This window comes from Wolbachia endosymbiont (group A) of Andrena fulva (assembly GCF_964026815.1).
Classification (GTDB): Bacteria; Pseudomonadota; Alphaproteobacteria; order Rickettsiales; family Anaplasmataceae; genus Wolbachia; species Wolbachia pipientis.
Genome location: NZ_OZ034701.1, coordinates 199,465 through 225,130 on the forward strand (window position 1 = coordinate 199,465; position 25,666 = coordinate 225,130).

28 protein-coding genes and 2 pseudogenes are annotated in these 25,666 nt (G+C 34.1%); 9 read left to right on the forward strand and 21 right to left on the reverse strand.

What is annotated here, in order from left to right; translation table 11 throughout:
- A complete protein-coding gene (gene pth / locus AAGD84_RS01030) occupies positions 1–549 on the reverse strand; it encodes an aminoacyl-tRNA hydrolase (RefSeq protein ID WP_065094970.1) in 549 nt (182 codons plus the stop codon).
- On the reverse strand, positions 549–1,160 hold the full coding sequence (locus AAGD84_RS01035) for a 50S ribosomal protein L25/general stress protein Ctc (RefSeq protein ID WP_010962412.1): 612 nt from the start codon (positions 1,158–1,160) through the stop codon (positions 549–551). The genes pth and AAGD84_RS01035 overlap by 1 nt, the downstream gene beginning before the upstream one ends.
- A 145-nt stretch (positions 1,161–1,305) precedes the next feature.
- On the opposite strand from AAGD84_RS01035, the gene AAGD84_RS01040 reads away from it, so the two are divergent.
- Complete coding sequence (locus AAGD84_RS01040) at positions 1,306–1,605, forward strand: NADH dehydrogenase ubiquinone Fe-S protein 4 (protein ID WP_015588813.1); 300 nt, start codon at positions 1,306–1,308, stop codon at positions 1,603–1,605.
- 301 nt (positions 1,606–1,906) lie between these two features.
- Here the strand turns inward: AAGD84_RS01040 and AAGD84_RS01045 are convergent, their stop codons facing one another.
- Both AAGD84_RS01045 and rsmH read right to left on the reverse strand, forming a co-directional pair.
- Positions 1,907–2,218: a hypothetical protein gene (locus AAGD84_RS01045; RefSeq protein ID WP_007548286.1), complete on the reverse strand. Its 312-nt coding sequence runs from the start codon at positions 2,216–2,218 to the stop codon at positions 1,907–1,909.
- Positions 2,215–3,096 carry a 16S rRNA (cytosine(1402)-N(4))-methyltransferase RsmH gene (gene rsmH / locus AAGD84_RS01050; protein WP_265037912.1) on the reverse strand — a complete coding sequence of 294 codons (882 nt, stop codon included), beginning with the start codon at positions 3,094–3,096 and terminating at the stop codon, positions 2,215–2,217. Before rsmH ends, AAGD84_RS01045 begins: the two co-directional genes overlap by 4 nt.
- Positions 3,097–3,314: 218 nt before the next feature.
- Between rsmH and AAGD84_RS01055 the strand changes: the two are divergent.
- Positions 3,315–4,561, forward strand: a pseudogene (locus AAGD84_RS01055) (MFS transporter).
- 27 nt (positions 4,562–4,588) lie between these two features.
- On the opposite strand, the gene map reads toward AAGD84_RS01055, so the two are convergent.
- Both map and ftsA read right to left on the reverse strand, forming a co-directional pair.
- Entirely contained in the window at positions 4,589–5,371 is a 783-nt protein-coding gene (gene map, locus AAGD84_RS01060; RefSeq protein ID WP_006279681.1) for a type I methionyl aminopeptidase, read from the reverse strand.
- 132 nt (positions 5,372–5,503) lie between these two features.
- A complete protein-coding gene (gene ftsA / locus AAGD84_RS01065; protein WP_264723220.1) occupies positions 5,504–6,742 on the reverse strand; it encodes a cell division protein FtsA in 1,239 nt (412 codons plus the stop codon).
- A 138-nt stretch (positions 6,743–6,880) separates the two neighbouring features.
- Between ftsA and def the strand changes: the two genes are divergently transcribed.
- Together def and AAGD84_RS01075 are read left to right on the forward strand one after the other, a co-directional pair.
- Positions 6,881–7,420 (forward strand): peptide deformylase, encoded by a 540-nt coding sequence (gene def / locus AAGD84_RS01070; RefSeq protein ID WP_006279678.1) that lies wholly within the window; start codon positions 6,881–6,883, stop codon positions 7,418–7,420.
- On the forward strand, positions 7,410–8,231 hold the full coding sequence (locus tag AAGD84_RS01075; RefSeq protein ID WP_264723219.1) for a uracil-DNA glycosylase family protein: 822 nt from the start codon (positions 7,410–7,412) through the stop codon (positions 8,229–8,231). The genes def and AAGD84_RS01075 overlap by 11 nt, the downstream gene beginning before the upstream one ends.
- 768 nt (positions 8,232–8,999) lie before the next feature.
- Here the strand turns inward: AAGD84_RS01075 and AAGD84_RS01080 are convergent.
- Positions 9,000–10,325 carry an IS4 family transposase gene (locus AAGD84_RS01080; protein ID WP_341817859.1) on the reverse strand — a complete coding sequence of 442 codons (1,326 nt, stop codon included), beginning with the start codon at positions 10,323–10,325 and terminating at the stop codon, positions 9,000–9,002.
- Positions 10,326–10,484: 159 nt separating this feature from the next.
- Here AAGD84_RS01080 and AAGD84_RS01085 point away from each other — a divergent pair, with 159 nt between their 5' ends.
- Both AAGD84_RS01085 and AAGD84_RS01090 read left to right on the forward strand, forming a co-directional pair.
- On the forward strand, positions 10,485–11,000 hold the full coding sequence (locus AAGD84_RS01085) for an ankyrin repeat domain-containing protein (RefSeq protein ID WP_341818051.1): 516 nt from the start codon (positions 10,485–10,487) through the stop codon (positions 10,998–11,000).
- Positions 11,001–11,060: 60 nt separating this feature from the next.
- A complete protein-coding gene (locus tag AAGD84_RS01090; protein ID WP_265017841.1) occupies positions 11,061–11,279 on the forward strand; it encodes a hypothetical protein in 219 nt (72 codons plus the stop codon).
- On the opposite strand, the gene AAGD84_RS01095 is transcribed toward AAGD84_RS01090, so the two are convergent.
- On the reverse strand, positions 11,280–11,801 hold the full coding sequence (locus tag AAGD84_RS01095; RefSeq protein WP_265017840.1) for a phospholipase D family protein: 522 nt from the start codon (positions 11,799–11,801) through the stop codon (positions 11,280–11,282).
- On the opposite strand from AAGD84_RS01095, the gene AAGD84_RS01100 reads away from it, so the two are divergent.
- Both AAGD84_RS01100 and AAGD84_RS01105 read left to right on the forward strand, forming a co-directional pair.
- On the forward strand, positions 11,800–12,729 hold the full coding sequence (locus AAGD84_RS01100; protein WP_341818052.1) for a patatin-like phospholipase family protein: 930 nt from the start codon (positions 11,800–11,802) through the stop codon (positions 12,727–12,729). The genes AAGD84_RS01095 and AAGD84_RS01100 overlap by 2 nt on opposite strands.
- A gap of 9 nt (positions 12,730–12,738) precedes the next feature.
- Positions 12,739–12,954, forward strand: coding sequence for a hypothetical protein (locus tag AAGD84_RS01105; RefSeq protein ID WP_341818053.1), 216 nt, complete (start codon positions 12,739–12,741; stop codon positions 12,952–12,954).
- A 222-nt stretch (positions 12,955–13,176) separates the two neighbouring features.
- Here AAGD84_RS01105 and AAGD84_RS01110 read toward each other — a convergent pair.
- Positions 13,177–13,791, reverse strand: a pseudogene (locus tag AAGD84_RS01110) (DMT family transporter); the annotation flags it as partial.
- Positions 13,792–13,855: 64 nt separating this feature from the next.
- On the opposite strand from AAGD84_RS01110, the gene AAGD84_RS01115 reads away from it, so the two are divergent.
- Positions 13,856–14,715, forward strand: a protein-coding gene (locus AAGD84_RS01115; protein ID WP_264705388.1) for an IS630 family transposase whose coding sequence is annotated in 2 segments (ribosomal slippage) — positions 13,856–14,180 and positions 14,180–14,715 — 861 coding nt in all. Because the reading frame shifts where the segments join, the coding sequence is not laid out codon by codon here.
- Positions 14,716–14,849: 134 nt separating this feature from the next.
- On the opposite strand, the gene AAGD84_RS01120 is transcribed toward AAGD84_RS01115, so the two are convergent.
- The 12 genes from AAGD84_RS01120 to AAGD84_RS01170 all read right to left on the reverse strand — a co-directional run bounded on the left by AAGD84_RS01120 (position 14,850) and on the right by AAGD84_RS01170 (position 25,643).
- Positions 14,850–15,617 carry an IS630 family transposase gene (locus tag AAGD84_RS01120; protein WP_341818054.1) on the reverse strand — a complete coding sequence of 256 codons (768 nt, stop codon included), beginning with the start codon at positions 15,615–15,617 and terminating at the stop codon, positions 14,850–14,852.
- Complete coding sequence (locus AAGD84_RS07485; protein ID WP_410541710.1) at positions 15,533–15,739, reverse strand: IS630 transposase-related protein; 207 nt, start codon at positions 15,737–15,739, stop codon at positions 15,533–15,535. Before AAGD84_RS07485 ends, AAGD84_RS01120 begins: the two co-directional genes overlap by 85 nt.
- Before the next feature lie 69 nt (positions 15,740–15,808).
- Entirely contained in the window at positions 15,809–17,395 is a 1,587-nt protein-coding gene (locus AAGD84_RS01125; protein WP_341818055.1) for a tetratricopeptide repeat protein, read from the reverse strand.
- A gap of 91 nt (positions 17,396–17,486) precedes the next feature.
- Positions 17,487–19,415: an ankyrin repeat domain-containing protein gene (locus AAGD84_RS01130; protein ID WP_341818056.1), complete on the reverse strand. Its 1,929-nt coding sequence runs from the start codon at positions 19,413–19,415 to the stop codon at positions 17,487–17,489.
- 273 nt (positions 19,416–19,688) lie between these two features.
- Complete coding sequence (locus AAGD84_RS01135) at positions 19,689–20,297, reverse strand: hypothetical protein (RefSeq protein ID WP_341818057.1); 609 nt, start codon at positions 20,295–20,297, stop codon at positions 19,689–19,691.
- A 130-nt stretch (positions 20,298–20,427) separates the two neighbouring features.
- The gene (locus AAGD84_RS01140; protein WP_341818058.1) at positions 20,428–20,625 is read right to left on the reverse strand and encodes a hypothetical protein; all 198 of its coding nucleotides are present in this window, start codon (positions 20,623–20,625) and stop codon (positions 20,428–20,430) included.
- Positions 20,606–21,007, reverse strand: coding sequence for a hypothetical protein (locus AAGD84_RS01145; RefSeq protein ID WP_341818059.1), 402 nt, complete (start codon positions 21,005–21,007; stop codon positions 20,606–20,608). The genes AAGD84_RS01140 and AAGD84_RS01145 overlap by 20 nt, the downstream gene beginning before the upstream one ends.
- Positions 21,008–21,262: 255 nt before the next feature.
- The gene (gene bioA / locus AAGD84_RS01150) at positions 21,263–22,543 is read right to left on the reverse strand and encodes an adenosylmethionine--8-amino-7-oxononanoate transaminase (RefSeq protein WP_341818060.1); all 1,281 of its coding nucleotides are present in this window, start codon (positions 22,541–22,543) and stop codon (positions 21,263–21,265) included.
- Positions 22,540–23,151 (reverse strand): dethiobiotin synthase, encoded by a 612-nt coding sequence (gene bioD, locus AAGD84_RS01155; protein WP_065095357.1) that lies wholly within the window; start codon positions 23,149–23,151, stop codon positions 22,540–22,542. Before bioD ends, bioA begins: the two co-directional genes overlap by 4 nt.
- The gene (locus AAGD84_RS01160; RefSeq protein WP_065095356.1) at positions 23,136–23,894 is read right to left on the reverse strand and encodes a methyltransferase domain-containing protein; all 759 of its coding nucleotides are present in this window, start codon (positions 23,892–23,894) and stop codon (positions 23,136–23,138) included. Before AAGD84_RS01160 ends, bioD begins: the two co-directional genes overlap by 16 nt.
- The gene (locus AAGD84_RS01165) at positions 23,857–24,510 is read right to left on the reverse strand and encodes a hypothetical protein (RefSeq protein ID WP_065095355.1); all 654 of its coding nucleotides are present in this window, start codon (positions 24,508–24,510) and stop codon (positions 23,857–23,859) included. The genes AAGD84_RS01160 and AAGD84_RS01165 overlap by 38 nt, the downstream gene beginning before the upstream one ends.
- A complete protein-coding gene (locus tag AAGD84_RS01170; protein WP_065095354.1) occupies positions 24,507–25,643 on the reverse strand; it encodes an aminotransferase class I/II-fold pyridoxal phosphate-dependent enzyme in 1,137 nt (378 codons plus the stop codon). The genes AAGD84_RS01165 and AAGD84_RS01170 overlap by 4 nt, the downstream gene beginning before the upstream one ends.
- Positions 25,644–25,666: the final 23 nt, after the last annotated feature.

The window sequence follows — 25,666 nt, forward strand, 5'->3', positions numbered from 1 at the left end:
TTATACAATCAAATTGATAAAAGCTGTATTATCTCCTTGCAGCATTAAGTGTATATTTTTTGCTATTTTTTCCACTAAGGGAGTAACATTATCAAAATTTGAAAATTTTGATAACACATAATCTGCTAAGCTTCTTTGATCTTCAGGTCTACCCACTCCAAATCTCAAGCGCCAATAATCGTTGCCAATAAAACTATCTATGGATTTAAGTCCATTATGTCCAGCAGAGCTACCACCTTTCTTTATTTTTATTCTTCCAAGTTCCAAATCAGCGTCATCGTGTATGACAACAATATTATCTAGCGATAATTTGTAAAAATTTCGTATTTTTGCAACAGGGATGCCTGAATTATTCATAAATGAATAAGGCTTTATTAACATGATTTTATTATCATTAATTATGCCAGAGGTTATTAGATAATCGGCTTTTTTAGAGAACGACTGGAAATTCCAATATTTGCAAATTGTATCAACTACGATGAAGCCGATATTATGATAAGTTAACTCATATTGACCACCAGGGTTACCAAGCCCAACTATCAGGTGCACTATTCCTCTGTTTCTGCTTGAGGTTCTTCAACGTCACTATCGGCAGCAGAAATTGTAACAATGGTAAAATTTTCTTCTTCATGAGCTACAAACTTAACACCTTCTGGTAATTTTACATCATTAATATGTATAGACTGGCCAATCATTTTACCGGATAAATCAACTTCAATAACCTGAGGTATTTTATCAGGAGAGCATTTAACAGCAATAGAACGACACAAAACATTAAGCACTCCACCTAATTTGATTCCTGGAGCTTTACTTTCATTCACAAATGATAGAGGTATGTCTATTTTAATTTCACTGCCTTTATCAACAAACTGAAAATCAACATGTTGCACAGTATCCTTTACTACATGCAATTGGATATCGCGAACAAGAGCATATTCCTTTTTGCCCGAAATATTCAGCTCTATCAAATGTGCAGAAAGAGAGCCTGACTTATATTGCTTTGTGAATTCCTTTGCAGACAATGTCAAATTTACATTATCATGGCCCTTTCCATATATGATTCCAGGGATGTTTCCTTTCTTCCTTAGAGAATGCATCGCTTTTGTTTTTGTTATATCACGTAACTCTGCATTAATTGTTACTATTTCCTGTTGCGTCATCGGTTACTCCTATTCAGCTAATCCTTTTAATATAATTTAATAATAATATAACATAAAAATATTTATTTCAAACTTCATTCTTTCATACTAATTGTTTGTGAAAGGATTTATTTAGATATATATTTAAGCTTATTTAACAAGAACTATGGGCATTGATGATAAAGTAGTTTTTAGGATTTATAAACCAACAAAAACTGCAACACAATCTGGTTTAGGTAATACAAATTTCTGGCACCTGAAAATTGAATCTGGCTCTTACTACATTGAACCTTTAATGGGGTGGGTTGGCTCAAAAGATCCAAAAAAACAGATTGTATTAAAGTTTGATTCTCTTGAAAAAGCAGTATTCTACGCAAAAAAACGCAACGTTAAATACATAATTGAAATGCCAAAAAATGTTAAGAGGCTGCCAAAATCTTACGCAAGCAATTTCATACTAAAGTAAGTTGCACAACAAATGGTGTTATGCAAGTAGCTGACACTGCTCTCCTTTGTCATCCCAGTGCCCAGACACTGGGATCCAGGAATTTTATTAAGTTGGTAAGCATAAAAATAGCTGTTTTACGTTAAAATACAATGTTTTTGATGATTATGGAAAGGCTGGATCCCAGTGTCAAGCACTGGGATGACACCATTTGTTGTAAACTCACTTTTACTCTATGGTTATACTACCTTGCCGCTATCCTGAACGGATACAAAGTAAGTTTTATTGTGATGTGCTCATCTGTAAAAAATAAGACTTAATCTCACTGTTGATCATGGATTTTAAGTTGTGCTAGCACACTGCGGCCATTTAGAGAGTCAAGATTTTTAACCTGGCTAGCCAGTATTAAAGAGTTATTTTTCAGGTATTTCTTTACAAGGCTTGCAAGTCTTTTTGGATTATTCAAATAGCTCCATTCTGCTTGTAAAACTTTTATATCACTTTGTACTAAATTAATTTCACTTTTTATTTTTATTAGCTCTCTATTTAACGACTGAACATGTAATTTTACCTTAAATAGTCCTACAATGCTAAGAAAAAACATAACTATTGAGATGATGCAGAAAGTTCTCACGACAACCTCTGTATAGCTCTTAGTTTTGCTGAGCGTGAACGCGGATTTGCACTTACTTCTTCTATACTTGCTTCGATCACTTTTTTATTTAGAAGAGAGAATGTCTTGCAATCAGTAGCACATAAATCTTTAAAAAAAGTTTTGACTATACGATCTTCTAAGGAATGAAAGGTGACGACAATTAATTTGCCATTCTCACTTAAAATCTCAGATGCAGCTTTAATACCCTTTTCAAGTTCTCCCAGCTCATCGTTTACCCATATTCTGATTGCCTGAAATGTTCTGGTTGCAGGATCAATTTTGCTTTTTCCACGAAATACCACGGAACGTACAATATCCGCAAGCTCAAATGTAGTTTTGATAGTTTTCTTCTTCCGTGCATTTATTATTGCTCTTGCAATTTTGCGAGAATGACGTTCGCCTCCGTAGTTATATATAGTATTTGCGATTTCTTCTTCGCGTAAAGCGTTAACAAACGTTGAAGCGTTTATATAAGAAGAGTTATCCATGCTCATATCGAGTGGACCATCATGTAAAAATGAGAACCCTCTATCTCCGTTATCAAGCTGCATAGATGAAACTCCGATGTCAAAAACTATTCCATCGATACCTTCAATATTGTTGCTATCTAATAAATTTTTAATATTACTAAACTTCTCAATGAATAGTTTTATTCTATCTGGATATCTAACGCTTAAATCATCATAAAACTTAGTTACCGTTTCATCTCTATCAATTGCATATACTTTGCAATCAGCTGACTCCAATATTGCTTTGCTATACCCTCCAGCTCCAAATGTGGCGTCCACGTATATGCCACCATCCTGCGGTGATAGTAGTGATAGCATCTCTTTTAACAAAACTGGAGTGTGTGTCATATCAAAAAATTTAAGTACAGTTGGTGTAGATATCCTACTCTACTCTACTCTTCACATCAATTTTATTTATGTACATAGATTTTCTTGCCAAAATATGGTATCTTATCGGAATATATGAGCAATAATATTAAAATCAAGGTTTAATATTGTTAATATAATATTCACATAACGTTCACATTTTTTTTTATATATAAGATCAAACAGGCTATAGGGAAATTATGCAGCAAATAACAAAAGTAATATTTTCAAGTTTGATTTGTAACACTTTATTGTGGTATGACCACATGCTTTTTGGCCACTTAATAAACATAATAGGTGGTGTGTTTTTTCCATCGGATGATCAACTAACCAGCGTATTGAAGGCTTTTGGAGTGTTTGCAGTGGGTTTCTTAATGAGACCAGTCGGTGCTGCTATATTTGGTCACATTGGTGATAAACATGGCAGAAGAGTTGCCTTATTGCTCTCGATTATATTAATGACTTTATCAACCGTATTAATTGCTTTTGTTCCAGGCTATCAAAGCATTGGAATACTAGGTCAATGCTGGTAGTGTGTTTAAGATTATTGCAGGGTATATCTCTTGGAGGAGAAGCAGGAAATGCACCATTTTTAATAGAACATGCTCCTAAAAACAAAAAAGGATTTTTTGGCAGCATTGAAGTATTAAGCGCAATTTTTGGTTCAGTATTAAGCTTGATAGCGGTACTCATATGCAAAAAAGTATCTGATTTTGAATCTTGGGGGTGGAGATTACCTTTCATTTTCAGTTTAGCAATGGGATTAATCAGCATATATATGAGATATATACTTGATGAAAGCCCAGAGTATAAAAGACAAAAAAATCCGTCTAAATTGCCATTAAAAGAGTTATTAAACAATTACAAAAAGCCTGTTCTAATATCAATAGGTATTGACTTGGTTGAAAATGCGTCTCTCTATATATATTTGGTCTTTTTCAATGTGCTTACGAATAAAATATTAACAGTAAATACTCATTTTAATCATATAGTGGAAATACTGAGTCAAATTGCACTTGGAGGATTGACAATATTGTTTGCAATACTTTCTGATAAGGTAGGAAGAGAAAAAGTTATGAAGTTTGCATTTATAGCTTTTGTAATAGTGAGTTATCCAGTTTTTTCAATGTTATGTAGTGGCAATTACTTGCTGGCACACATTCTTTTTATAATTCCAATAGCTGCATCGCTTGGTCCTGTCAGTGCACTTATGTGCGAATTATTTCCAACAAAGGTTCGGTACAGTGGATTTGGTTTATCAAGAAATATAGCTGCTGGATTTTTTGGCGGCCTTGCACCATTTATATGCACAACAATTATCAAGGTTACAGGACAAGAGACTTCAGCTAGTTTTTACATGATTTTCTGTGCATTAATTGGGCTAGTTGCTATATCGCAAATTAAGGGTGAGCTTTCTTCAAAATCACCCAAAGTAAACCAAGTATAGTTGCAGTATAGCAGAATTTAAAAAAATCTAATTATAAGGCGGGAAGTGCCAATTTTTAGGTGATAATGTGAATATTTCAGCACCATCTTTTGTTACTCCGAGCGTATGTTCAAATTGAGCAGAAAGTGAAAGATCGCGTGTTGTCACTGTCCAATCATCGAGTTTACTGAGCAGAGTCTCATGTTTTCCAGCATTAATCATTGGCTCTATTGTAAAGAACATACCTTCCTTCAAGACGAGATTTTCATCTTGATCATAGAAATGCACTACATTTGGTGGAGCATGAAAGACTTTTCCTATACCATGTCCGCAGTAGCTGCGTACGATAGAATATCCAAAATCTCTAATATATTTCTCTATAGCAAGCCCTATTTCATTTAACTTATTGCCGGGCTTAACTTGTTTGATTGCTTCCATCAATGCATGATAAGTAGCGTCACACAAGCGTTTTGCTTTTATTGATGGCTTGCCAACCCAAAACATGCGACTTGTATCACCATGCCAGCCATTTAAAATCACCGTGACATCAATATTTAAAATATCTCCATCTTTAAGTGGTTTATTATCGGGAACACCATGGCACACAACTGCATTTTTTGAAGTGCAAATCGATTTTGGATACCCCCTATAGTTTAGTGGTGCTGGAATTGCACCTGCATTAATTATAAAATCATGACATAGATCATTTAACTCATTAGTTGTCACCCCTACCTTTACGTACGGTGCAATGAAATCAAGAGTTTCAGCAGCAAGCCTGCCAGCCTTGCGCATAAATTCAAAATCTTCTTGTGAGTGTATAGTTATGTTCATATTTTCCATGTCTTATTGTAATTGGTACGCTTACTCGCAAGTACATAAACATAATAATTTTACATATTATAAAAATAAGCCCTATGGATCCTAGTGTCAAGTCATTTGTATGAAAGGTGGTAAAACAGAAATCTAGACTGTAACTTTTGATTTAACCCAATTATACAATTTACTCATTTTACCATCCTGACCTAAAATACCAGAATTATTTTTATAAAAAGTGTCAACTATTAGCTTTATAGAGCCTATAGCAGCAGAAAATACAGGATTTTTATCATATTCGCCATCAAGACCGCTACAAGACTCAGGGCACCCAATTCGAACTTGCTTATTGAATATATAGCCTGCAATTTCCTTCATGCTTGTGAGTTGACTAGTTCCACCTGTGATCACTACTTTATTAATTGGATCTTTCTGCTCTTGAAATTGCTCTCTTACCATTTCAAGTATTTCTTCAACTCTTGGTCTTATGATGTTAATAAGCTCAGATTTGAATACTTGAGTAGGTTCATCATTTTCGTTGTTTTGCATTGTAATGTACTCATTCTCATCTATTGAAGTTACGATAGTGCTGCCATACAGTATTTTTATATACTCTGCGCGTTCTATGCTTGTGCATAGCCCGTAAGCAATATCTCGAGTGATATGAACACCACCAATTGGAACGCTGCTTGCATACACAAGTTTCCCTCTTTTGAAAATTCCAATTGCAGTGCACCCACCGCCTATATCAACAATAGCAGTCCCGAGCTCTTTTTCATCTTCACTTAGACAGGCAAGACCTGCAGAATATGCAGAAGCAATACAACCTGCCATATTTAATCCACCATTATTGGTAATACAGTTTTCAATATTGGTAAGCGCTGGACGCGAAGCAGTGACAACATTAACATCAGCAGATAGTCTTTTTCCATACAATCCACCAACTTCTTTTATGTCAGTCATGTCATCTAAGTGATATTTCAGTGGTATATTGTGAATGATAACATTTTCTTCAATATATTTCTCAAACGTCTGAAAAACTACACGTTTTATATCCCGGTCAGAAATTTCATGATTAGCTGCAATAATTTCATTATGTACATTAAAAGATGAGATGCCACATCCAGCAATATTCACATATATCTGATCTATAGTTTCCTCTGACACTTGCTCAGCTAAACCTATAGTTGATGAGATGGAGTAATTTGCGTGTTTTACATTAGTTATCGACCCACCGTTTACACCTTCTGCAATCTTATAGCCCGTTCCTGTTACTTTATAGCTGAAGTTGCTATTTATCTTAACGATTAGACAAATAATCTTTGTTGTACCTATGTCTAAAACAGCAAAAACGTTTCTCTTTGGTTTTGCTATTACTGCAGAGTACATTAGTTAACCTTATTACGCAATTTCATTTAAATTGTAGCTTTCTTTAATAATTTATATTTCTATTATAGATATAGCAACATTTTAATATACACTAAATTCTGGACAAAAGGAAAAGCAAAACATAGAATTATAATTTTTATGTCCATATTACCAATTGTAATTGCCCCTGATGAAAGACTAATCACACGTGCCAGTGAAGTAACAGATATAAACGATAAAATTAAAGAATTAGTAAACGACATGTTCGAAACTATGTATGATGCAGAAGGTCTTGGCCTTGCTGCAGTGCAAGTTGGAGTGTTAAAGAGAATTTTTGTTGTGGATGTTCAGCTAGAAACAATTGAAAATGAGCCAGCAGGATATGAATCAATTGGCAAATTTTGCATGATTAATCCAGAAATTACGGAATTATCTGATGAACAAGTGACTCTCAAGGAAGGGTGCCTTTCAATTCCAGAGCAAAGCTATGAAATTAAGCGTCCAAAGTATTTAACTGTGAAATACAGAGACTTAAATAACGAAGAACAGACGCTAAAAGCTAGTGGTTGGCTTGCAAGGTGTATTCAGCATGAATTAGATCACTTAAACGGCATATTATATATTAGACATTTATCTAAATTAAAGTATGATATGGCCATGAAAAAAGCACAAAAGGTTAAAAAGCATTATGAGCAATAAAGACCTAGAATTATTAAAATTTTACCATGAAGTGGGCGTTGATTGCACACTAATGGAGGGTGAAGAGGAAAAAAAGCTGGAGAGCAAAGAGAGTGTACAACCCTCTGTTATCCAAACTGGGACCAAGAAGAAAGATGCAGATATGCGCTGGGATGACACTAAAGATGGAAAAGACATGTTTCCAAGTGACTGGATAATCGAAGCAAGGAAACTTGCAAGCAAATGTAATAGTGTGGATGAACTAAGAAGTGTAGTGAAGTCATTTGAAGGTTGTGAAATAAAAAAAACTGCAACTAATACTGTCTTTTCCGATGGTAATCCAAACGCAAAAGTTATGCTCGTTGGTGAAGCTCCAGGAGCAAATGAAGACCTTAAAGGCATACCATTTTGTGGTGCAAGTGGAATGTTGCTCGATAAAATGTTAAATGCAATCAATCTTGATCGCACCAAAGTTTATATAAGCAATACCGTATTTTGGCGCCCACCTGGCAATAGAAAGCCAACCGACCTAGAGCTTGATATGTGCAGACCATTTGTTGAGAAGCATATTGCACTAGTTTCACCGCAAATTCTAATTTTGGTCGGGGGAATTGCGTGTTATAGCCTTCTTGACAGCACAAAAACTATATCGAATTTGCGTGGTAGATTTCATACGTACACTAACCAATATTTGTCCAATTCAATCACCACAGCCGCTATATTTCATCCAGCTTACCTACTTCGCCAACCGGCACAAAAACGTTTAGCCTGGGAGGATTTGAAGAAGATTAGGGAGTATCTTGATAACACCAATAACTGTACGAATACTTAACACCACTGGTGTCGGAAAGTAGCCCGCAGAAACAAAAAACTTACTTGACAAACTCCGCCAGCCCTCTTATCATGATAGTGAAGCTATTGTATTTGCTTTCGCCAATCTGCAGATTAAAAGGTAAGGATTACTTAATGTATCGGCGTCTTATGTTCAATTTTTTGCAGTATATAGATACTGTATGTCTTTACAAAACTTCATCTACATCTAGATTTTTATCTAAATAAGCTGAACGCGCTTATAAAGCGTTACAAGACATCAAAAAATGCCAATACTCGACAGAGATAGTAAAAGACTAGCTAACTCGGGGATTCTTTGTCTTTTTTTCTGCTTAGTAAATTTCTTAAACATTTGCAGCGTAAGTTAGTTGCAATTAAAAGCGGCTGAATCTCGCTTGTCAAGCGTTTAAAACATAAAAAACGCCAATATTTTAAAGCGGATAATAACCACGGGGCTTCTTTTGCCTTTTTTTTTATTTGGTAAATTTCTTAATGTTTGTAGCTAAACGACAACCGTCATCCCGCTGCTTGTTAGCGGGATCTATGCTTTGAGATACCGCGAATAAATCGCGGTATGACGTAGAGCTCGCGTTAGCTACACTTTTATGCTTACCAACTCAGTATCCAATCAAAACCTGGATTTCAGTGTCAAGCACTGAAATAACACCGAAAGGGCTACTGCTGTTTTGGATGGAAACCAGTGTCAGCTACTTGAATCTGCCACGCAAATTGCCTGCAAATTGCAATGTTCGTACACATACGCGTCAAGTTAAGAGATTGTGAGCAAATTTAGAGAGGTTAAAGTGGATACTCTAGCCCTTCTACGTTTGTCTTTTAATGAAAATCGCGACCAAGTTATAGTGAGTTTTTTAAGAAATACTTTTAAACTATTAATCTTGGTTAATACTAAAAATAACTCTCTAACCCGTCTTTTTAGCTCAATAAATGCCTTTGTTAAGCTAAGTTCTGTATTCTTTTTCACTTCTGTGCAACCAACTATGCCGTGAAATATAAGAATTGCGCACAATTTAGCATATAGTTCACATAATACTCTGCATGGCTTTCCTTTTAGCTTATCAAGTCTGATATGGCTTTTATACAATTTAAATAATAACTCAATTTGCCACCTTACTCTGTAAATCGTTAATACTTGCTCAGCACTAATTTTATTTTCTGGAACATTAGTTATAAATATTGACCAGTTCAACAATTTTTGATTTCTTTTAGAGGATGTATATCCCTGCGATCTTGCTAATCTATTAGCTTTCCTTCTTCTGGCTATAGACTGTTCTTCAGTTAGTTTCTGACATATAATTCTTACTCTAATTTTTGCTTCTTTTCCTAACAATACCTCGTTTTCTAAAAATAACTTATCCTCTAAACATTCTAATAACTCCATTTTTTGATTTGTTTCTACATCATATACGTTGGTATCGGATTTATAACGACTTATGAAATAAGCTCCTATTTCATTGATTTGTTTAAAAGAACTTGGCACAAAATAACCGAGATCAGATATTAGCAAATCATTGCTTGATATATTACTTAAATGTTTCCTATATCCCTGGTCTGATCTTATTCCCTCCGTTAAATTAAGTTGGTCTATTATCTGATTCATGTAATCGAAAACTAATTGTAACTTTATTCCAGACTTAGTATTGCTTTCATAGCCACTGTAGCTAGTACCATAACCTTTATACATCTCTTCCATACTGTTAGGTAGAGTAATATAGCTACTGTCCAATAATTTAACACTATTAAATTGCTGTAAGATTTTGCAATCAACTTGCAAGATATTTTTAAAGAGAACCACAGATTCATTATACATCCTTTTCATAAATTCCACTGCTTCTTCAGTAAATCTAAAATCCAAACCTTGTTTTGTTATATCTATCGAGTCCTCGTTTAGTAATTGACACATTGTTTCTACGCTACAATTATCAACTCCTATATTACCCAAGACCATGGCTTTTACGAATGATGAACCTTTTAGCTTTCTCTTTCTTTTTATAAACCTTGTTGTAATTGAGATTTTCTCTGCTTTTTCATTAAAAAATTCTTTGAGCTTTTTTGATAAGCAAGTTATTTTATTCATTGGTTCTCTCACTAAAAGTATATCTGGGAGAACTTATACCTTATTATTCTATCTCTTTCATACCTTTATTTCCTTAACTTGACGCGTATGGTGTTATCAGCATCAACGTTAAAGGAAAATCAGTAAAACAAATGTTTAATGTTGAAAAAAGTATTGAATATGAATAGAGACTCAAGAAATAAGCTACATTTTTGGTGGTGTATAACAATGATAATATGTGTTGTTATTACCTGTTGTTATATGAGAACAAAAGCTACAGACAATTATAAAACAATACTGCGGATTGCATCTGAAAATTGTAACTTAGAAATTGTGAAGTTTTCAGTAAAAAATTTATTAGATATAGATATGCAAATTTCTAAACTTACTACATTACATTATGCTGCAGGAGAAGGATGCTTAGAAGTTGTCAAGTTTTTGATAGACGAAGGAATTAATGTAAATATTATCAACGGGTATGGAAGTACAGCACTTCACAATGCTGCATATCGAGGAGATTTAGAAATAATAAGGCTTTTATTGGAGAAAGGTGCAAATCCTACAATCAGAAATAAAGATGGAAAAAATCCAAGAGATGTAGCTGTACTAAGATCACGGCACAATAAAGATAAACCATACGATGAAATTATACACTTGCTCTATAATGCTGAAAAGGAACACAAATCTGAGCAGTAATATTTAGTAACTGGAAACAAGAAGTAGTTGAAAGTTTTTTATTACACAGTTAGGAGAAACATGCAAAATCAAAAAATCCCAATTACAGTAATTATCACGTTATTAATCCAAACCGTAGCATTCATATGGTGGTTATCCAAGTTAGACTCAAGGGTACAACTTCACGATAAGCTAATAGAATATGGTTTAATGGAAAAGGTTCTTGTACTTGAGGAAAGGGTGAAAAATCTTTCTGAAGAGTTGGATGATTTTAAAGCTAGCAACTTAAAATGTGAGTAATCAATTTTCTATTAATGGCGTATAAGCATCAGATTGAAATTGACGATCCTTCCAGTTTTTGATGTATTGCTCGACTAATGGAGGATCTCCTGTTATAATTAGTAGATTCTCAGCGTTTTTTTTCTGTGCGGCGTCAGAGAAATTGAAAGATCCAGTTATAATTTTTTGGTTATCAATAATCATGACTTTATTGTGAGCGATTGCTGGTTTGAAATCAATATAAATCTTAATACCTTGCTCAAATAACTCGTTGATGACACTATATTTTGAATGAATTTGCGACTTATCAAGAATTATCTTAACTTCTACACCTCGTTTTTTGGCTTGAATCAAGGACTCAGCAATAGGCTTTGAGGTAAATTGGTATGCCTGAACCAACACGGATTTTTTAGCATGATCCACAGAATCAATTATTAGATTGGTGCAATTTTCCCCAGGAGTGAAACATACAGTAGTAGTTGGACAAGAAACACAACCTGATAAAAGAGAACAAGTTAATAAAATCAATAAATATCTAAACATGACTAAATATATCCTTTCAGTAGATGGCGGAGGCATAAGGGGCATCATACCAGCAATAATTTTAGCAGAAATAGAAAAGAGAGCAAGGAAGACAATTTCCCAGATCTTTGACTTAATGGCAGGTACTTCAACCGGTGGAATTGTTGTAGCAGGATTATGTAAAAAAGATGAACAGGGCAATCCCCAATATTCAGCCAATGATTTAGTTGAGCTTTACCAAGAGTACGGAGCATATATTTTTAAGTCTTCATTTTTGAGAAGATCAATATTTTCTTGGCTTAATTGTGCACAATACCCACACAAAAACATCGAATCGATATTAGAAAAATATTTTGGTGATGATACTCTACAAAACACTTTAAGTAAGGTACTGATAACAAGTTATGATATTCATAACAACCGTCCTTTCTTTTTCAAGAGCTGGAAAGAAGATAGAAATTTTATCAAATTGAAAGATGCATTACGAGCTACAACTGCATCACCTACTTACTTTGTACCTAAATATCTTAAAATCAACCAAAAGGAAATGGTATTAGTGGATGGAGGGGTTTTTGCCAATAATCCAGCGGCTTGTGCATATGCAAGTGGTAAGAGGTTATTTCCTAATGATGATATTCTACTGTTATCGATAGGTACTGGAAGAACAGATAGAAGCATAGAATATGTTAATTCAAGAAGATTTGGAAAAATAGGCTGGATCAAGCCATTACTGAATGTGATGTTTGCCTCAAGTTTAGATGCAGTAAATTACCAACTTGATCAAGTTATAGCTGATAAATATATACGTATACAATCACAATTGAAAATAGCATCAGCTGAGATGGATAATATTACATCAAAAAATATCAAATCTCTTCAGCAAGAGGCAAAGGCAATGATAGAAGGTAACCAAAAAGTAGTCGATAAATTCTGTGATATTTTATCTTGATACGTAGAAATGCCAAAAAAATTCTGTAACAAGGGATATCGCCTCTCCAAAAAAGTGTTTCAAGAAGCTAAGCCAAAAATACTACTTCAAAAATGGCTTCAAAAAACTGAAAAGAAAAATAAAAAAATTAAATCCAATATAGGGAGCAAGAGATTAGCATTTTTACTGACAGTTGCCACACCAGCGTTCAATTTAGCCAGTACTAACCATCAGCATCAATTTTAAAAACATTAAAGAAGTTAACGCAAATTAGCAGCAAAATCTAAAGAAGCTGAACTGGAAAATCCAGCAGAAATTCAAGATTATGGCCATACTGTTAGCTAAAAGGTCAATCTCTGCTAATCCAGGTTCATATAGAGGAATTTTTCCTGATTTCAAAAGTTCTTAGTATTTATGTCAAACGCTTACATTGTACCAGATACTACTCCTAATCCTTAAAAAGGTAGCTTAGCATCTTGAGTCATAAACTTTTGTTGTTACACTATTTTTCTTAATTGCCTTACCTTCCGAATAAGCTATAAATAAGGTTGATGGTATTAATATCAAAGTACCATATAAAGCACTTTTATCAGGTAATTCATTAAATATAACGTATGCTACTATTGCAGAAATTATTAGCTCTATGTATCTATACGGTGCAAGTGCAGTAGCATCAGTAAGAGCAAAAGCTTTTAACATGAAGAACAGAATTAGGTTTGAACTTATTCCCAAAATCAGCAGTAATATTAATTCTAACAAGGAAGGCATATGCCAATAAAATAACAAAGATGGAGTGGAAAAAATTGTTGTTGTTAGAGCTGAGTAAAATAATATACTTATTATTGTCTCCTTCATTACAAGCTTCTTATTAAGTACATCTAGTATAGCGAAGATTAATGCGGATACAATAAAAATAAGAATTTTAGGATTAAAGTCCTCGCTATAAGCTTTAGTAGTAATAGCAATACCAATAAAACCAATGACAGCTACTACCCATCTTTGCCAAATTATATTTTCTTCCAGAAAAGGAATTGCAAGAAGCATAACAAATAATGGTATTGAGAAACCTATAATTGTTGCAGTTATAGCTCTTTCCATAAAAGTCCGGATGTGATAGGATAAGGGTAGATGATGATAAGGAGGTTGAATGCCAGCAGCATATAGTTATGATTTAAGAAAAAAAGCAATGGAAGCGCTAGACGAAGGAGAAAGCAGAGAAACAGTGGCAGCAAGATTTAAGATTGGACGAACTACTTTATGGGAGTGGCAGCAAAGAAGAAAAGAAACAGGAGACTTTCAATCAAAAAAACTTGGAAATGGGGGTTACAATCACAAAATTACCGACTGGGATACCTTTGCCAAATTTGCCAGAGAACACGGAGGAAAGACTCTATCGGAAATGGCTAAACTTTGGAACAACGTTAGTATCCAAACGATCTATCGAGCCCTTAAAAAAATTGGATTTACGCGCAAAAAAAGACATATGGATACAAGGAAAGAAACGAAGAAAAACGTGCTGAATTTTTGAAAATTATAGCGACAAAAGAACCTAAAAACTTAGTGTATATAGATGAGTCTGGCATTGATAACACCGAAGACTACCCCTACGGATATTGCCAGAAAGGACAGCGGTTTTATGCCTTAAAATCTGGAAAGAAAACTCAACGAATCAGTATGGTTGCAGCCTTAAGTGGAAGAAAGATAGTTGTTCCGTTAACCTTTGAAGGCCACTGTAATATGGATGTTTTTAATGGATGGTTTGAGCAATTTTTGACACCGATCTTGGAACCTGGACAGACTGTCATTCTTGACAATGCTACTTTTCATAAGTCTGATAAGATTATCGAGCTTGCTAAAGGGGTTGGTGCAGAAATTTTGTATCTGCCGCCTTATTCTCCAGATTTCAACAAAATTGAGCATCATTGGTTTGCTATAAAAAACAGAGCCAGGAAAAACATTCCTCTATTCGAATCCTTTCGTCGTGCTGTTGATTCTGCCTTCCTATGACCTGTTCGGACTATTATGAGAAATGCTATAATTATTAGAATGAAAATATCATACTTGGCTCTCAAGAAATTTCCTGTTGTACAGTGGTAAGGTTTGGAGAAAAAGATTGGCTTGGCAACGATAATTTACTATAGCTAACCCAAAAAAGGTTTACCTGAATACTGAAAAACGGAATCAATGGCAGAACTAATATCTGGCCAAAAGGTTTGTAGAGCTTTCCTTATCGAATGTTTGATGGCAAACCAGAATTTCTCAATTGGATTTAAATCCGGCGAGTATGGGGGCAAAAATAAAACTTTACATCCAACACTTTCTATTAATTTTCTTGTTCTTTCAGATTTATGAAGGCTCGCATTGTCGAGAATGACAGTTTGTCCAGGTTTTAATATTGGAACAAGCCTATTTTCAATGTACGCTTCAAATATTTCGCTATTGCAATACCCATCAGTTACCCACGGTGCTTTAACTTTTCCTTCATTTAGCGCTCCAATTATGCTTACTCTTTTTCTTTTAAATCCTGGTTTATCAGCAAATAACCTTTTGCCTTTTAGAGACCATCCATATGCATAAAATTCGTTATCTTCTATGCCTGACTCATCTATAAATACCAAACTTTCCTCATTTATTTCTGCTACTTTTTTTATGAATTCTCCTCTTTTTTCTTCATCCCTTTCCTGATAGAGAAAAGTTTTTTTATATGTATAGTTTACTTTGTTAAGGTAATTGTATACTGTGTTTTTGCACATATTACCAAATGCTTCTATTATCTTTTCAATTGTAATATCCAGATTCTCATTTAGAAATTTGGTAAATCTATCTATGTCTTTAATCTTATGACCATATCCTTTTGATAACCTGAATATGGTTTTATGCTTCCTGTTTCTTCTTTCCTTTTCCTCCACAAATATATCGTTTTTATGCTTACTTTAAATACTTGACTAATTTTTTTTATTGTCATTGTTTTTTCACTGACTGCTTTGAGAACACGGTCTCTCAGATCCTCACTATATGGGCTTGGCATCATTTTCCTTCTAATTACTTATTATTCCATTCTAACACATTTCGCAATGCAGGTAAACCTTTCTTGGGTTAGCTATAGCAACTCTTCTGCTCTTCCATAATCATCTAAAGCTATATAAGTGATACCTTGATTTGTTTTAGCTATAGCTACCTGAAAATGATCTTCTCCATAATAATTTTCTAAAATAGGTAGTGCCCTTTCTAGTAACTCTTTTGCTGTCTGATAATCACCAAAACCTCTACAAGCAATACTAAGATTTACTAACATTTTAGCTGACTCAAAGTGCTCTTCTTCATAATTGTCACCTAAAATAGAGAATACTCTTTCTATTGACTTTTTCGCTCTTTCATAATCACCTAAAGATCCATAAGCAATACTCAGGTTTATTAGTACTTGAGCTAATGAAGAACGATCCTCCCGATAATGATTCTCTAAAATGGGAAAGGCCCTTTCTAGTAACTCTTTCGCTGTCTGATAATCATCTAAAGCTCGATAGCTGATACTCAGATTTACCAGTGTTCTAACTAATTGAAAACGCTCTTCTTCATAATCTTGCTTTTCAATTTTTAAAGCTCTTTCTAGCAAATCTTTTGCTCTTTGGTAATCACCTAAAACTAGATAACTGTTGCTTAGATTTACTAGTCTTTTAAATACTTCAAAATGATCTTCTCCGTAATGCTTTTCTAAAATAGGCAAAACCCTTTCTAGCAACTCCTTTTCTCTTTTGGGATTACCCAAATTAAAATACCCATCACTCATCCATGTCAACAAATTTTCAAGATAATCCTTTTCTATTTTTTCTTTATCTTGAGGGTTCTTTTTTAACCAACTATCTATACGTGATAAAAATGCCTCTAAGTGCGGTAATAATTCTCGTTTTTTTAAATAGTCTTCTAATTTATCACTACCATAAGGAAAACTTGCTCTGAGTAGCTCGAAAGTCTCTTTCATAACTTCTTCGCTTTTACCCTCTTCTTCTAACGCTATTTTTGTCACTTCTTGAACTAATTTATGAATACTCAACACACCTTGATCTTGTTCACCATTAACCATAGAATATTTTATAAGTAAACGAACAGCAGACCTTAATTCCTCTTCATTATTTCCTGTCAAATCTAAAAAGAATTCTCTACTAATATTGTCAGTTGCAAGATAAGAGATAACATCAAGAATCCTTAAAGCTAAATTTCCATACTTTTCATTGCTTGCTATCTTATCGGTTGTAATCTTCCAAGTTATGAAAGTTGTTTTTGCATAGTTATTATCAATTCCTCTAAATCCTTCATAATTAAGCAAATCTTTCGCTTTTTTCTCATATTCCTTTAGGTAATCATCTATATCAAATTTTCTAGTAACTCTTTGATCTTCAATATATGATATTGCTTGCTGTATAGCTAAAGGAAAGTGTTGTAATTTCTCTACCAAAGCTTTTATCTTTTCATTTTGAGATTCATCTTCTATACTAAAGCCCTTTTTTACAAATTCTATCGCTTCTTCTGACTTTAATTCGTTTAGATTAATAACTTCTATCCCCCTTTCCCACTCTCGATTACGAGAAGTAGTTAAAATATAAGGTCCATTACCACCCGGTAATGAATCATGAATTGGTAAAAACTTATTCAAATAATTACTTTTCTCGGCATCATCAAAAATAAACAAGCTTTTACTATATTACTGAAAAATTCATAAACCTCTTCTATGAGAGCTTTTATATCCTTTTCTTTTCCATTCTCATCTTTTATATCAATTCTTAGTTATTCTTCGCTAATCGAGTAAATGATTCAACAAGAGCTATCTCACTTTCAGCATTGATCCATATAACGTTGTCATAACAATCTTTACTATATTCTTGAACATATTGTCTAGCTAACTCAGTTTTTCCTATTCCTCCTAAACCGCTAATTGAGGTTATTTGTGATATTACTGTTACTTTTTCTGAACTACATTGTATCTTATTATGTAGGTCAATTAACTCTTCCCTTCTTCCAGCAAACAAAATTACTGGCTTTTTCACATTAAACCAAATAGGCTCTCTTACTTTTTGTCCTGCTACAACTGCATCATATATCTTATCAAGCTTTTTATTCACTTTCTCAAAGCTTTCTTCACTTTCTTTCCTTCCCTCTTTAATAGAATCTGCTATCTTTTGATTAGTTTGCTGATGTTGATTAACTAATTCATCAAAGACTCTCTTAATCTCATTTTGATTACTTTCTACATAACTTGATAACTCATTAAAATTCTTACCTATATAATCCTCTAATTCGTTGAAGTTTTTTTCAGCTTCCTGTTCCATTTCTCCTTTGAATTTGCTTAGCAACCTCTCTTCGACTAACTTCGGATCTTGCTTATTAAGCTCATCCAATAATTCATCTTTCCATTTTCCCTCATCTAACTTTAAAATATACCTATACTCCTCCCTAGAAGGATTTTCTTCAATGTATTCTCTAGCGAATTTTTTTATTTTACTTTCCAATTCCCATTTAAAAAGAAGACGATAGCCATATTTGCTAGTATCACTCTTTCCATCTATTCTCCTATAGTATTTATCAGCACTACCATCACTCTTTATTGTTACTAATCCCGCTTTATCAAATAGTTCTGCAGTATTCCATGAATTCGAGTTTTTACTTTCTAAAGTATGTCCTAGCTTAATATGAGGAACACCAGTGTAGGTTTGTTTATATCTTTTTGATTCTCCAAAAATAATACCCTCAGTAATTGAGGAAGCACAAAGCTCTTTTTCGGTATTTTTTCTATAGTAATCAACCACTCTACTCACAGCATCTTCTGCTAATTTTGTCATTGCTCTCTGCCAACTTCCTTCTGCTGTTACTTGTATAAATTGGCTCTCAAAACTTTGAAAAATCTCAATACCAGATTTTACTAACTCTTCCCTGACTTTGATTGGATCCTTTTTAAATATATACAATTGATCTATCAGCTTTTTAAGCTCTGCTCTATTATAACTACTACCAATGCTGAATATTGCTTCTTGAAGAACGTTAATTCCAATAAGAGAAAAGGCCTTTATTTTTATGTCTTCTGTTCCTTCTGTTCCTCTCCTTCCTATAGCCATTACTTTATTAGCAAACTCAGCCCATTTACCTTGCTTTCCTCTTTGATTTTCTAGTCTCTCATAGTACTCTGATAAAGAGCGTTCATAAATAAATACAAAACCTTCAACAAACTTTCTTAGCTTTTCATGTACTTCATCCTCCTGTGCAGAAAGTCCTTTTACTTGATCAGAAAATTTTTTTAAATGTTCTTCTAGAGTCCTAATAATCTCTCCCTTATTTTGTTGCTTAGCAATATCTAGTGGAGTTTTACCTTGATTATTTTTAATATTTGGGTCTATACCAGACACATTCAAAAGAAGTTCAACAATGTCTTGATGATTTTTGCTTACAGCAACATGTAGTGGTGTATTACCACCATCATTGAGATCAATATCATTAATATTTTCTACTTGAGTAAGTAACCCTTCAATTTCACTAATCTTATTTAGCTGAGGATTATCCGTTCTATGCTCACGTATCGCAAGAAACAACTTGGCAATATTAATATCATTAGGGTTATATTGACGTCTTATTCTATTTTTAAATTGAAAAGATTTTTCTTCCCTATCTAACTTAACTGCTTGTGAATCTGTCCTGAGATAATCTATTACCTTCACCATAAAGTTAATTACTTATTTTATATTTAAATTTAAGATCATATTAGATTTTATTATATATTAGTAAATGAAATCGATAATACAAGTAACTTTTATAGATATTGTATCTTTAGGCTATTTTATTGTCCCAAGTTTGGGACAATAAAATAACCATTTCCAGCGCTCAAAATCAAGAGACGTGAGAAGTGTTTTTCTTGGAATGTGTTGATCTACCAAGCTTTCATCTGTTAATAATTGAACAATTATAGCAAATTATTCAACAATAGACCACTGTATTTATTCACAACTTGCTGCTGCAGTATATCCATTGACTGCAACTTTATCGATGCTAATCTTTTCAAGTGAACTTGAAAGTTTATTACAATAACATACAATTGCAGCAGCAACCAGACAACAAGCTCCAACACCTGATATTACTCCTGTTACCAGCAAACTAGCACTGAAAGTAAAATATGCAACTGATGCAGCAATTCCTGCAAGCACTCCAGCTATCGCTAATTTCCATGTAGCTGTGGTAGGCCACTTATTTTTTTGTACGCTTTGTGTTACAAGAATACTTCCATTGCTTGAATTATTAGGCTGCATGCCATTGGTTTGAGAACTATTCACTTGTCCAGAGCTTTCGTTAGCTACCGAAGACATTTCTTGTTGAACAGAAACAAGTTTTTGACTTCCGCTTTTATCAGATGGAGTTTCCAGCATAACAGGAACTTTTCCTATATTTTTTACATTCGTTGAAGTTACCGTTGCAGCAGGTGTAGCAGAAGCTTGTACATGTGTGTTATTTCCTTCAAATTCTGTCAACCGAGTAGAATTAAGTTCACTTTCTACACTATTTTCAGGTACTGTAGTTTCAATTTTATTCCGCCCTGATATGTTCTGCAACTGCTCTAGATTTCTGACAGACTTCGGTTCTTCCTTTTCCTTAAACTGTTGTTTAAGCTGCTCAATCTGCTGATTGCTTTTACTGACCTGACCATTAAACCTACCAATTTCACTTTCCTTTCGTGCTAACTCATTTTGTATCTTTGTAATCTGATCTTTTTAGGGTGTTTCTTTCTGCCTCGATTGAGAAAACTTTTTCATTAAGCTCCTTAACTTTATCACTCTTTTTCTTCAACTTTTCCACTTTATTAATCAACTCTATAGCAGCATTGCTACTTCCCTCCAATTCTCGCTCTAGCTGATCTCGTTTATCTAGAAATCTCTTCAATTTTATTATTCAATCTCATAGCAGGATTTCTACTTCCTTGCAGCAGTTTTTTTTCAGCATTTGCATTGATTCTAGCAACACTAATTGCTGCTGATTCACTATTTTCCTTACCTATTCTGTTTAAATCTAGATTATGTATACCATTTCTTTTGGGTGAAAGATTTTTAATTCGAGTTTTAGTCTTCCTTGCGTAAGGATAACTTCTTGCAGCAATTTTTTTTTCAACACTTGCACCGATTCTAGCAACACTAATTGCTGCTGATTCACTATTTTCCTTACCTATTTTTTTTAGATTACGTATACTATTTTCTTTGAGTGAAAGATTTTTAACATTTTGACATGTTAAAGGATCTTCACCAATACCCCCTGAATTAAATTCCATTATAAGCCCTCCTACATTGTCATATCGCTTAAGCTAGTGAAACACCACTGTATATATAATTACTTGAATATTTCCACAAAGCAACATTTTTTTATAAAAAACCAATCATAAAAATTGCCTTAACTTTTTTGCGAAATCACTATTAATTTACCAGTAATTTTCAATAAAAACTTAATTGATACAACCATTTCTAGCAACAAAAAGCAGCTAGCGCGAGAAGATTTTTTCTTGGAATCGCGTGGTCTGGTAAAGTCACTATGAAAAAATCCTGAGAATATTTCTGATCTTATTATAAGCTTCTTCAAGCTCAAAAGTGCTTATTGAATAAGGCGGTAGTAAGTAAACTGAATTACCAAGTGGCCTGATTAAAAGTCCTTGCTCTAAAAATTTTATCTTTAGTGTTTGTGCATCATGAACATCAAAAGCTGCTATTGTACCAGTCACACGTGCACGCTCGACGTTCTTACAAGCTTCAGACAAATTTACTAGTTCCTTTTTATGTATACTATGAATCCTCTTAATTGACTCCATGGTATCGTGTTTTACTAACAAGTCTAAAGAAGCAATTGCGGCTGCACAACCCAGGGGATTGGCAGTGTAGGAGTGACCATGAGCGAACGCTTTAGTAAAATGTTCACTTAAAAATGCTGAGTAAACTTCTTCGGTAGTAATTGTGAGAGCAAGTGGAAGAAAACCTCCTGTTAATCCTTTAGAAATACATAAAAAATCTGGTACAATTTGAGTTTGTTCAAGAGCAAAATAAGTACCAGTACGGCCAAAGCCGGTCATAACTTCATCACAAATTATCAAAATTCCATGCTGGCGTACCAAATTGACAACTTTTCTAACAAACTCTGGACAGCACATCCTCATGCCACTTGCTCCTTGCACCAAAGGCTCTAGAATTAATGCAGCAATTTTACGAGAACCAGCACGTAAGTGACCCTCTAGTACTTTAAGAGAATGTTCCTCTTTATTTTCTATTTTTTCATCTTCGTCCCAGGTTTCTGGAAAAGGTACTGTTAAGACAGAAAATAACAGATTTGAAAATGCGTCATGGAAGCCGGACTTAACGCCTACACTCATCGCGCCAAATGTATCTCCATGATACCCTCCTTCAAAACTCAGAAAAGTAGTTCTTTCACGGTTACCCTGATTCCACCAGTACTGATAGGCCATTTTTAGTGCTACCTCAACAGTAGTTGAACCATTGTCTGAAAAGAAAAATCTGGATAATTTATCTGGTAGTAGAGTTTTTAACTTTTCACAAAGCGTTACTGCAGGCTCATGAGTAAATCCTGCAAAAATTACATGTTCTAAAGTCATGCTTTGCTCATATATAGCCTGAGCAATCTTGGGATGAGCGTGACCGTGCAGATTTACCCACCAACTGGAAATCAGATCGAGGTATGGTTTATTATTCTCATCATAAAGATATGACCCATGAGCTTTCTTAATTGCAATTGGAAATTTGGCTACTTTCTCTTGCGTAAAAGGATGCCATATGATTTTTCTGTCACGTTCGCTTAAATTCATTGTTCCAAGATAGCTTTTAATCGATTTGAGAGTGGTATTTGCATCAGATGTTCTCTATCAACTTGTTGCAGTTTGGGTACTGATGCTAACACCTGTGCTCTACCATAAAATTCTATTGCTTCAAGATTATCTTGATTGGGTAGTCCATTTAAGATTATCCCCAAAATAGGAATATTTCTAGCACGTAGCGCTTCTAAGCTGAGCAATGTGTGATTAATTGTGCTAAGTGTAGACCTTGCAACTAGAATTGTTGGAATGGCGAGTTTTTTGATTAAATCGACCATTAGTGTGGTTTTATTGATTGGAACTAAAACTCCTCCAGCACCCTCTACGATTAAGTTATGTGTTTTGGGCAAGCTAATCCTATCGATATTAATGCTATCATTCTCCAGCGAAGCTGCCAAGTGGGGAGATAGGGGTCTTTTATAAACAAAATTTTCTTTATAAACGTTGGCGTTAGTCAAATTGCTCATTTGATGACTATCTGTACCTAGAGTACTTCCAGTCTGGATGGGTTTGAAATACGAATACCCAGTGTGTAGGCAGAGCCAACTGCTTATAGTAGTCTTACCAACGTCGGTATCTGTTCCTGTTACAAAGATCTGCATCTACTTAAAATTCCAAAAAATACTTTATAGGTAACATTAATCTTGCCAGTATAGGTTTTTACGATCTTCCTTAGATCAGGAAAAAAAATTGCTTGGCTACTTTGATTTGCTCCTAGATTCCTAAGGTATCTAATAAATTCACTTGCGCTTGGAAAACACAATGTGAATTCTTGCGAGTCGAAAAAATATTTTTTTGGTTTCAGGTGAAGTAAATAGCTTTCTAATTCTTGTTTAGATGGATACTGATGAGTTGGTGCAGGTAATAAGGATTTTGTAAAGACTCTAGACCATTCATTAAATGTACCATCCAGTAAACACGAAAAAACAAAGACATTTGAACTATTGTATGATTTCTTTATCATCTTTTTTAAATTGCGCACCCATTGAAGTGCTAGGTTTGAAATGGTAAGATCGTGAAAGCCAAAGTCTAGTGTTTCCATATCGCCTAAGATGAATGCAACTTCCTTATATACTGCTAATTTTTCTTTTGTTTTTGCCAACATACTAGGTGATATGTCATTTAAAGTGAACTTGCTTTGCAGAAAGAAACTAAACAAAATTTCTGGAATGTAGCCTGTACCTGTACCCAAATCTAAAATAGATCGTGGATGAAATTCAGGAAAACAACTTTTTAACAAATTGATTAACTTTGCAGCACATTCTTTTTGAATAAAAGCTACATTATCATAAGACGAGCTTGCTCTGCTAAAATTGTCCTGTATGTATCTCTTTTGTAATTCCATTACAAAAACTTATAATTTGCTCGTACACAAAATGATATTCGCATAACCCTAGACTATGGTAACCTCTGCTATGCATAACAACTTTAACATCTTTATTGAAGTTATCATAGATAAGTTCCTGGGGTACGATTGTATCATTTGTTGCACCTAATATTAATAGTGATGTGCGTGGTAGCTGATGTACTGTGGTGAGTAGCTCTAAATCCTGCATTAGTTTTGCTTTATTTAACCGATTGAAAGAGTTGTAGTTTAAGCCGCATTTTTTATGGAAGGACATCAGGGTATCTACTGGATCCATTCGAAAGTGCTGTATCATCGTTTTCAACTCTAACTTGCGTTTTTTGTGTAATCGTAAATCAAATCCTAAAAAATTGATAAAAGCTTGTACACCGATAAGTCCATTAAACTTTACATTTAAGGAAGCTAGTTTTATTAGTCCAAGAGAATGTCCAATACCAATAAGTGCACCATCTTCTGGTAAGTTTAGGTTTTCTTCTCCAAAATAACCAAGATCTAAACAATAGTAAGGAATTTTAGAAAAATATTTATTTATAAGAGGTTGAAAGAACTTATAATCAAATCCCCAACCGTGACAAAATACAAAGTAATAGTTCATATTTGCTGAAGAACATGCACTAAATAGTCTAGGTTGCTTTCAGTATGATTCACATTGAGTGCAATACGTAATCTTGATGTTCCAGAAGGAACAGTAGGTGGACGTATAGCAGAAACAACCAACCCTTGTTTCAAAAGCTTTTCTTTTGCACTCATTACAGTATCCTCATCACCTAGAACTATTGGTATAATGTGTGTAACTGAATCACCTGTGTTAAATCCAAGATTTTGCAGGTTGTTTCTTAAATTTGCAGCCTTAAAGGATAAAGTCTGGCGTTGATTAGTAAAATGTTTTACTAAATCCCAACTTTTGGCTGCTGCACCAATTATCATTGGAGAAAGAGAGGTTGAATAAATAAACCCTGGACATTTATTGATTAGGTAATTCTTTATAACATTAGAACAAGCAACATACGCACCAAAGCACCCTAAAGCTTTACTAAAAGTACCCAAGACTAGATGTGGAACTTTCTGAAGGTTAATGTAGGTAGATAAGCCATATCCATTACGACCAATAATGCCTGTTGCATGTGCTTCATCTAAATACAGAAAAGCCTCATATTCTTTACTAAGAGCAAAGATTTCCTCTATTGATACAATATCTCCATCCATACCGAAAATTGTTTCAGTAACAATGAACTTCGATCTTAAGTCATTTTTAAATTTTATAAGTAAATTACTCAAGTGATTCATATCGTTATGTTGATACCGTACAAGCTCAGCATCACTTAAAAATACAGCTTGATATAAACTTGCATGATTTAATTTATCAAAAAAGACAATAGGCTTGTTACCCAACACTGATTGATCTAACAAGCTTGCAAGAACCGTTATATTGGCCTGAAAACCTGAATTAAAGATAAGAGCTGACTCAGTTCCTTTGTCTTGGGCAATCCTCTTCTCAAGGTCTTCAAATATTTTTTTATTACCTGAAAGCAACCGAGAACCAGTGGATCCTACTCCAAGCTGTACTCCAGAGAGCTTTGCTGCATCAAATAGTACTTCTGACTGACTTAGGCCAAGGTAATCGTTGGTAGAAAAGTTGATAAAACTCTCCAGGATAGCTTTTGGCAATTGGCGATATTTTCTTTTACTCTTTAGTATATTATGATATTTTTCATATGGTTTATACATAACCTATCTATTAAGAGGTGTTA

Coding starts and splice junctions, on each gene's coding strand:
- AAGD84_RS01100 (WP_341818052.1), top strand. CDS start 11,800: ATGACTAAATATATCCTTTCAGTAGATGGCGGAGGCATAAGGGGCATC.
- AAGD84_RS01035 (WP_010962412.1), bottom strand. CDS start 1,160: ATGACGCAACAGGAAATAGTAACAATTAATGCAGAGTTACGTGATATA.
- AAGD84_RS01095 (WP_265017840.1), bottom strand. CDS start 11,801: ATGTTTAGATATTTATTGATTTTATTAACTTGTTCTCTTTTATCAGGT.
- AAGD84_RS01130 (WP_341818056.1), bottom strand. CDS start 19,415: ATGGTGAAGGTAATAGATTATCTCAGGACAGATTCACAAGCAGTTAAG.
- AAGD84_RS01170 (WP_065095354.1), bottom strand. CDS start 25,643: ATGTATAAACCATATGAAAAATATCATAATATACTAAAGAGTAAAAGA.
- rsmH (WP_265037912.1), bottom strand. CDS start 3,096: ATGACACACACTCCAGTTTTGTTAAAAGAGATGCTATCACTACTATCA.
- bioD (WP_065095357.1), bottom strand. CDS start 23,151: ATGCAGATCTTTGTAACAGGAACAGATACCGACGTTGGTAAGACTACT.
- map (WP_006279681.1), bottom strand. CDS start 5,371: ATGAACATAACTATACACTCACAAGAAGATTTTGAATTTATGCGCAAG.
- AAGD84_RS01105 (WP_341818053.1), top strand. CDS start 12,739: ATGCCAAAAAAATTCTGTAACAAGGGATATCGCCTCTCCAAAAAAGTG.
- AAGD84_RS07485 (WP_410541710.1), bottom strand. CDS start 15,739: ATGATGCCAAGCCCATATAGTGAGGATCTGAGAGACCGTGTTCTCAAA.
- bioA (WP_341818060.1), bottom strand. CDS start 22,543: ATGAATTTAAGCGAACGTGACAGAAAAATCATATGGCATCCTTTTACG.
- AAGD84_RS01160 (WP_065095356.1), bottom strand. CDS start 23,894: ATGGAATTACAAAAGAGATACATACAGGACAATTTTAGCAGAGCAAGC.
- AAGD84_RS01090 (WP_265017841.1), top strand. CDS start 11,061: ATGCAAAATCAAAAAATCCCAATTACAGTAATTATCACGTTATTAATC.
- AAGD84_RS01040 (WP_015588813.1), top strand. CDS start 1,306: ATGGGCATTGATGATAAAGTAGTTTTTAGGATTTATAAACCAACAAAA.
- AAGD84_RS01165 (WP_065095355.1), bottom strand. CDS start 24,510: ATGAACTATTACTTTGTATTTTGTCACGGTTGGGGATTTGATTATAAG.
- def (WP_006279678.1), top strand. CDS start 6,881: ATGTCCATATTACCAATTGTAATTGCCCCTGATGAAAGACTAATCACA.
- AAGD84_RS01145 (WP_341818059.1), bottom strand. CDS start 21,007: ATGGAATTTAATTCAGGGGGTATTGGTGAAGATCCTTTAACATGTCAA.
- AAGD84_RS01085 (WP_341818051.1), top strand. CDS start 10,485: ATGAATAGAGACTCAAGAAATAAGCTACATTTTTGGTGGTGTATAACA.
- ftsA (WP_264723220.1), bottom strand. CDS start 6,742: ATGTACTCTGCAGTAATAGCAAAACCAAAGAGAAACGTTTTTGCTGTT.
- AAGD84_RS01080 (WP_341817859.1), bottom strand. CDS start 10,325: ATGAATAAAATAACTTGCTTATCAAAAAAGCTCAAAGAATTTTTTAAT.
- AAGD84_RS01075 (WP_264723219.1), top strand. CDS start 7,410: ATGAGCAATAAAGACCTAGAATTATTAAAATTTTACCATGAAGTGGGC.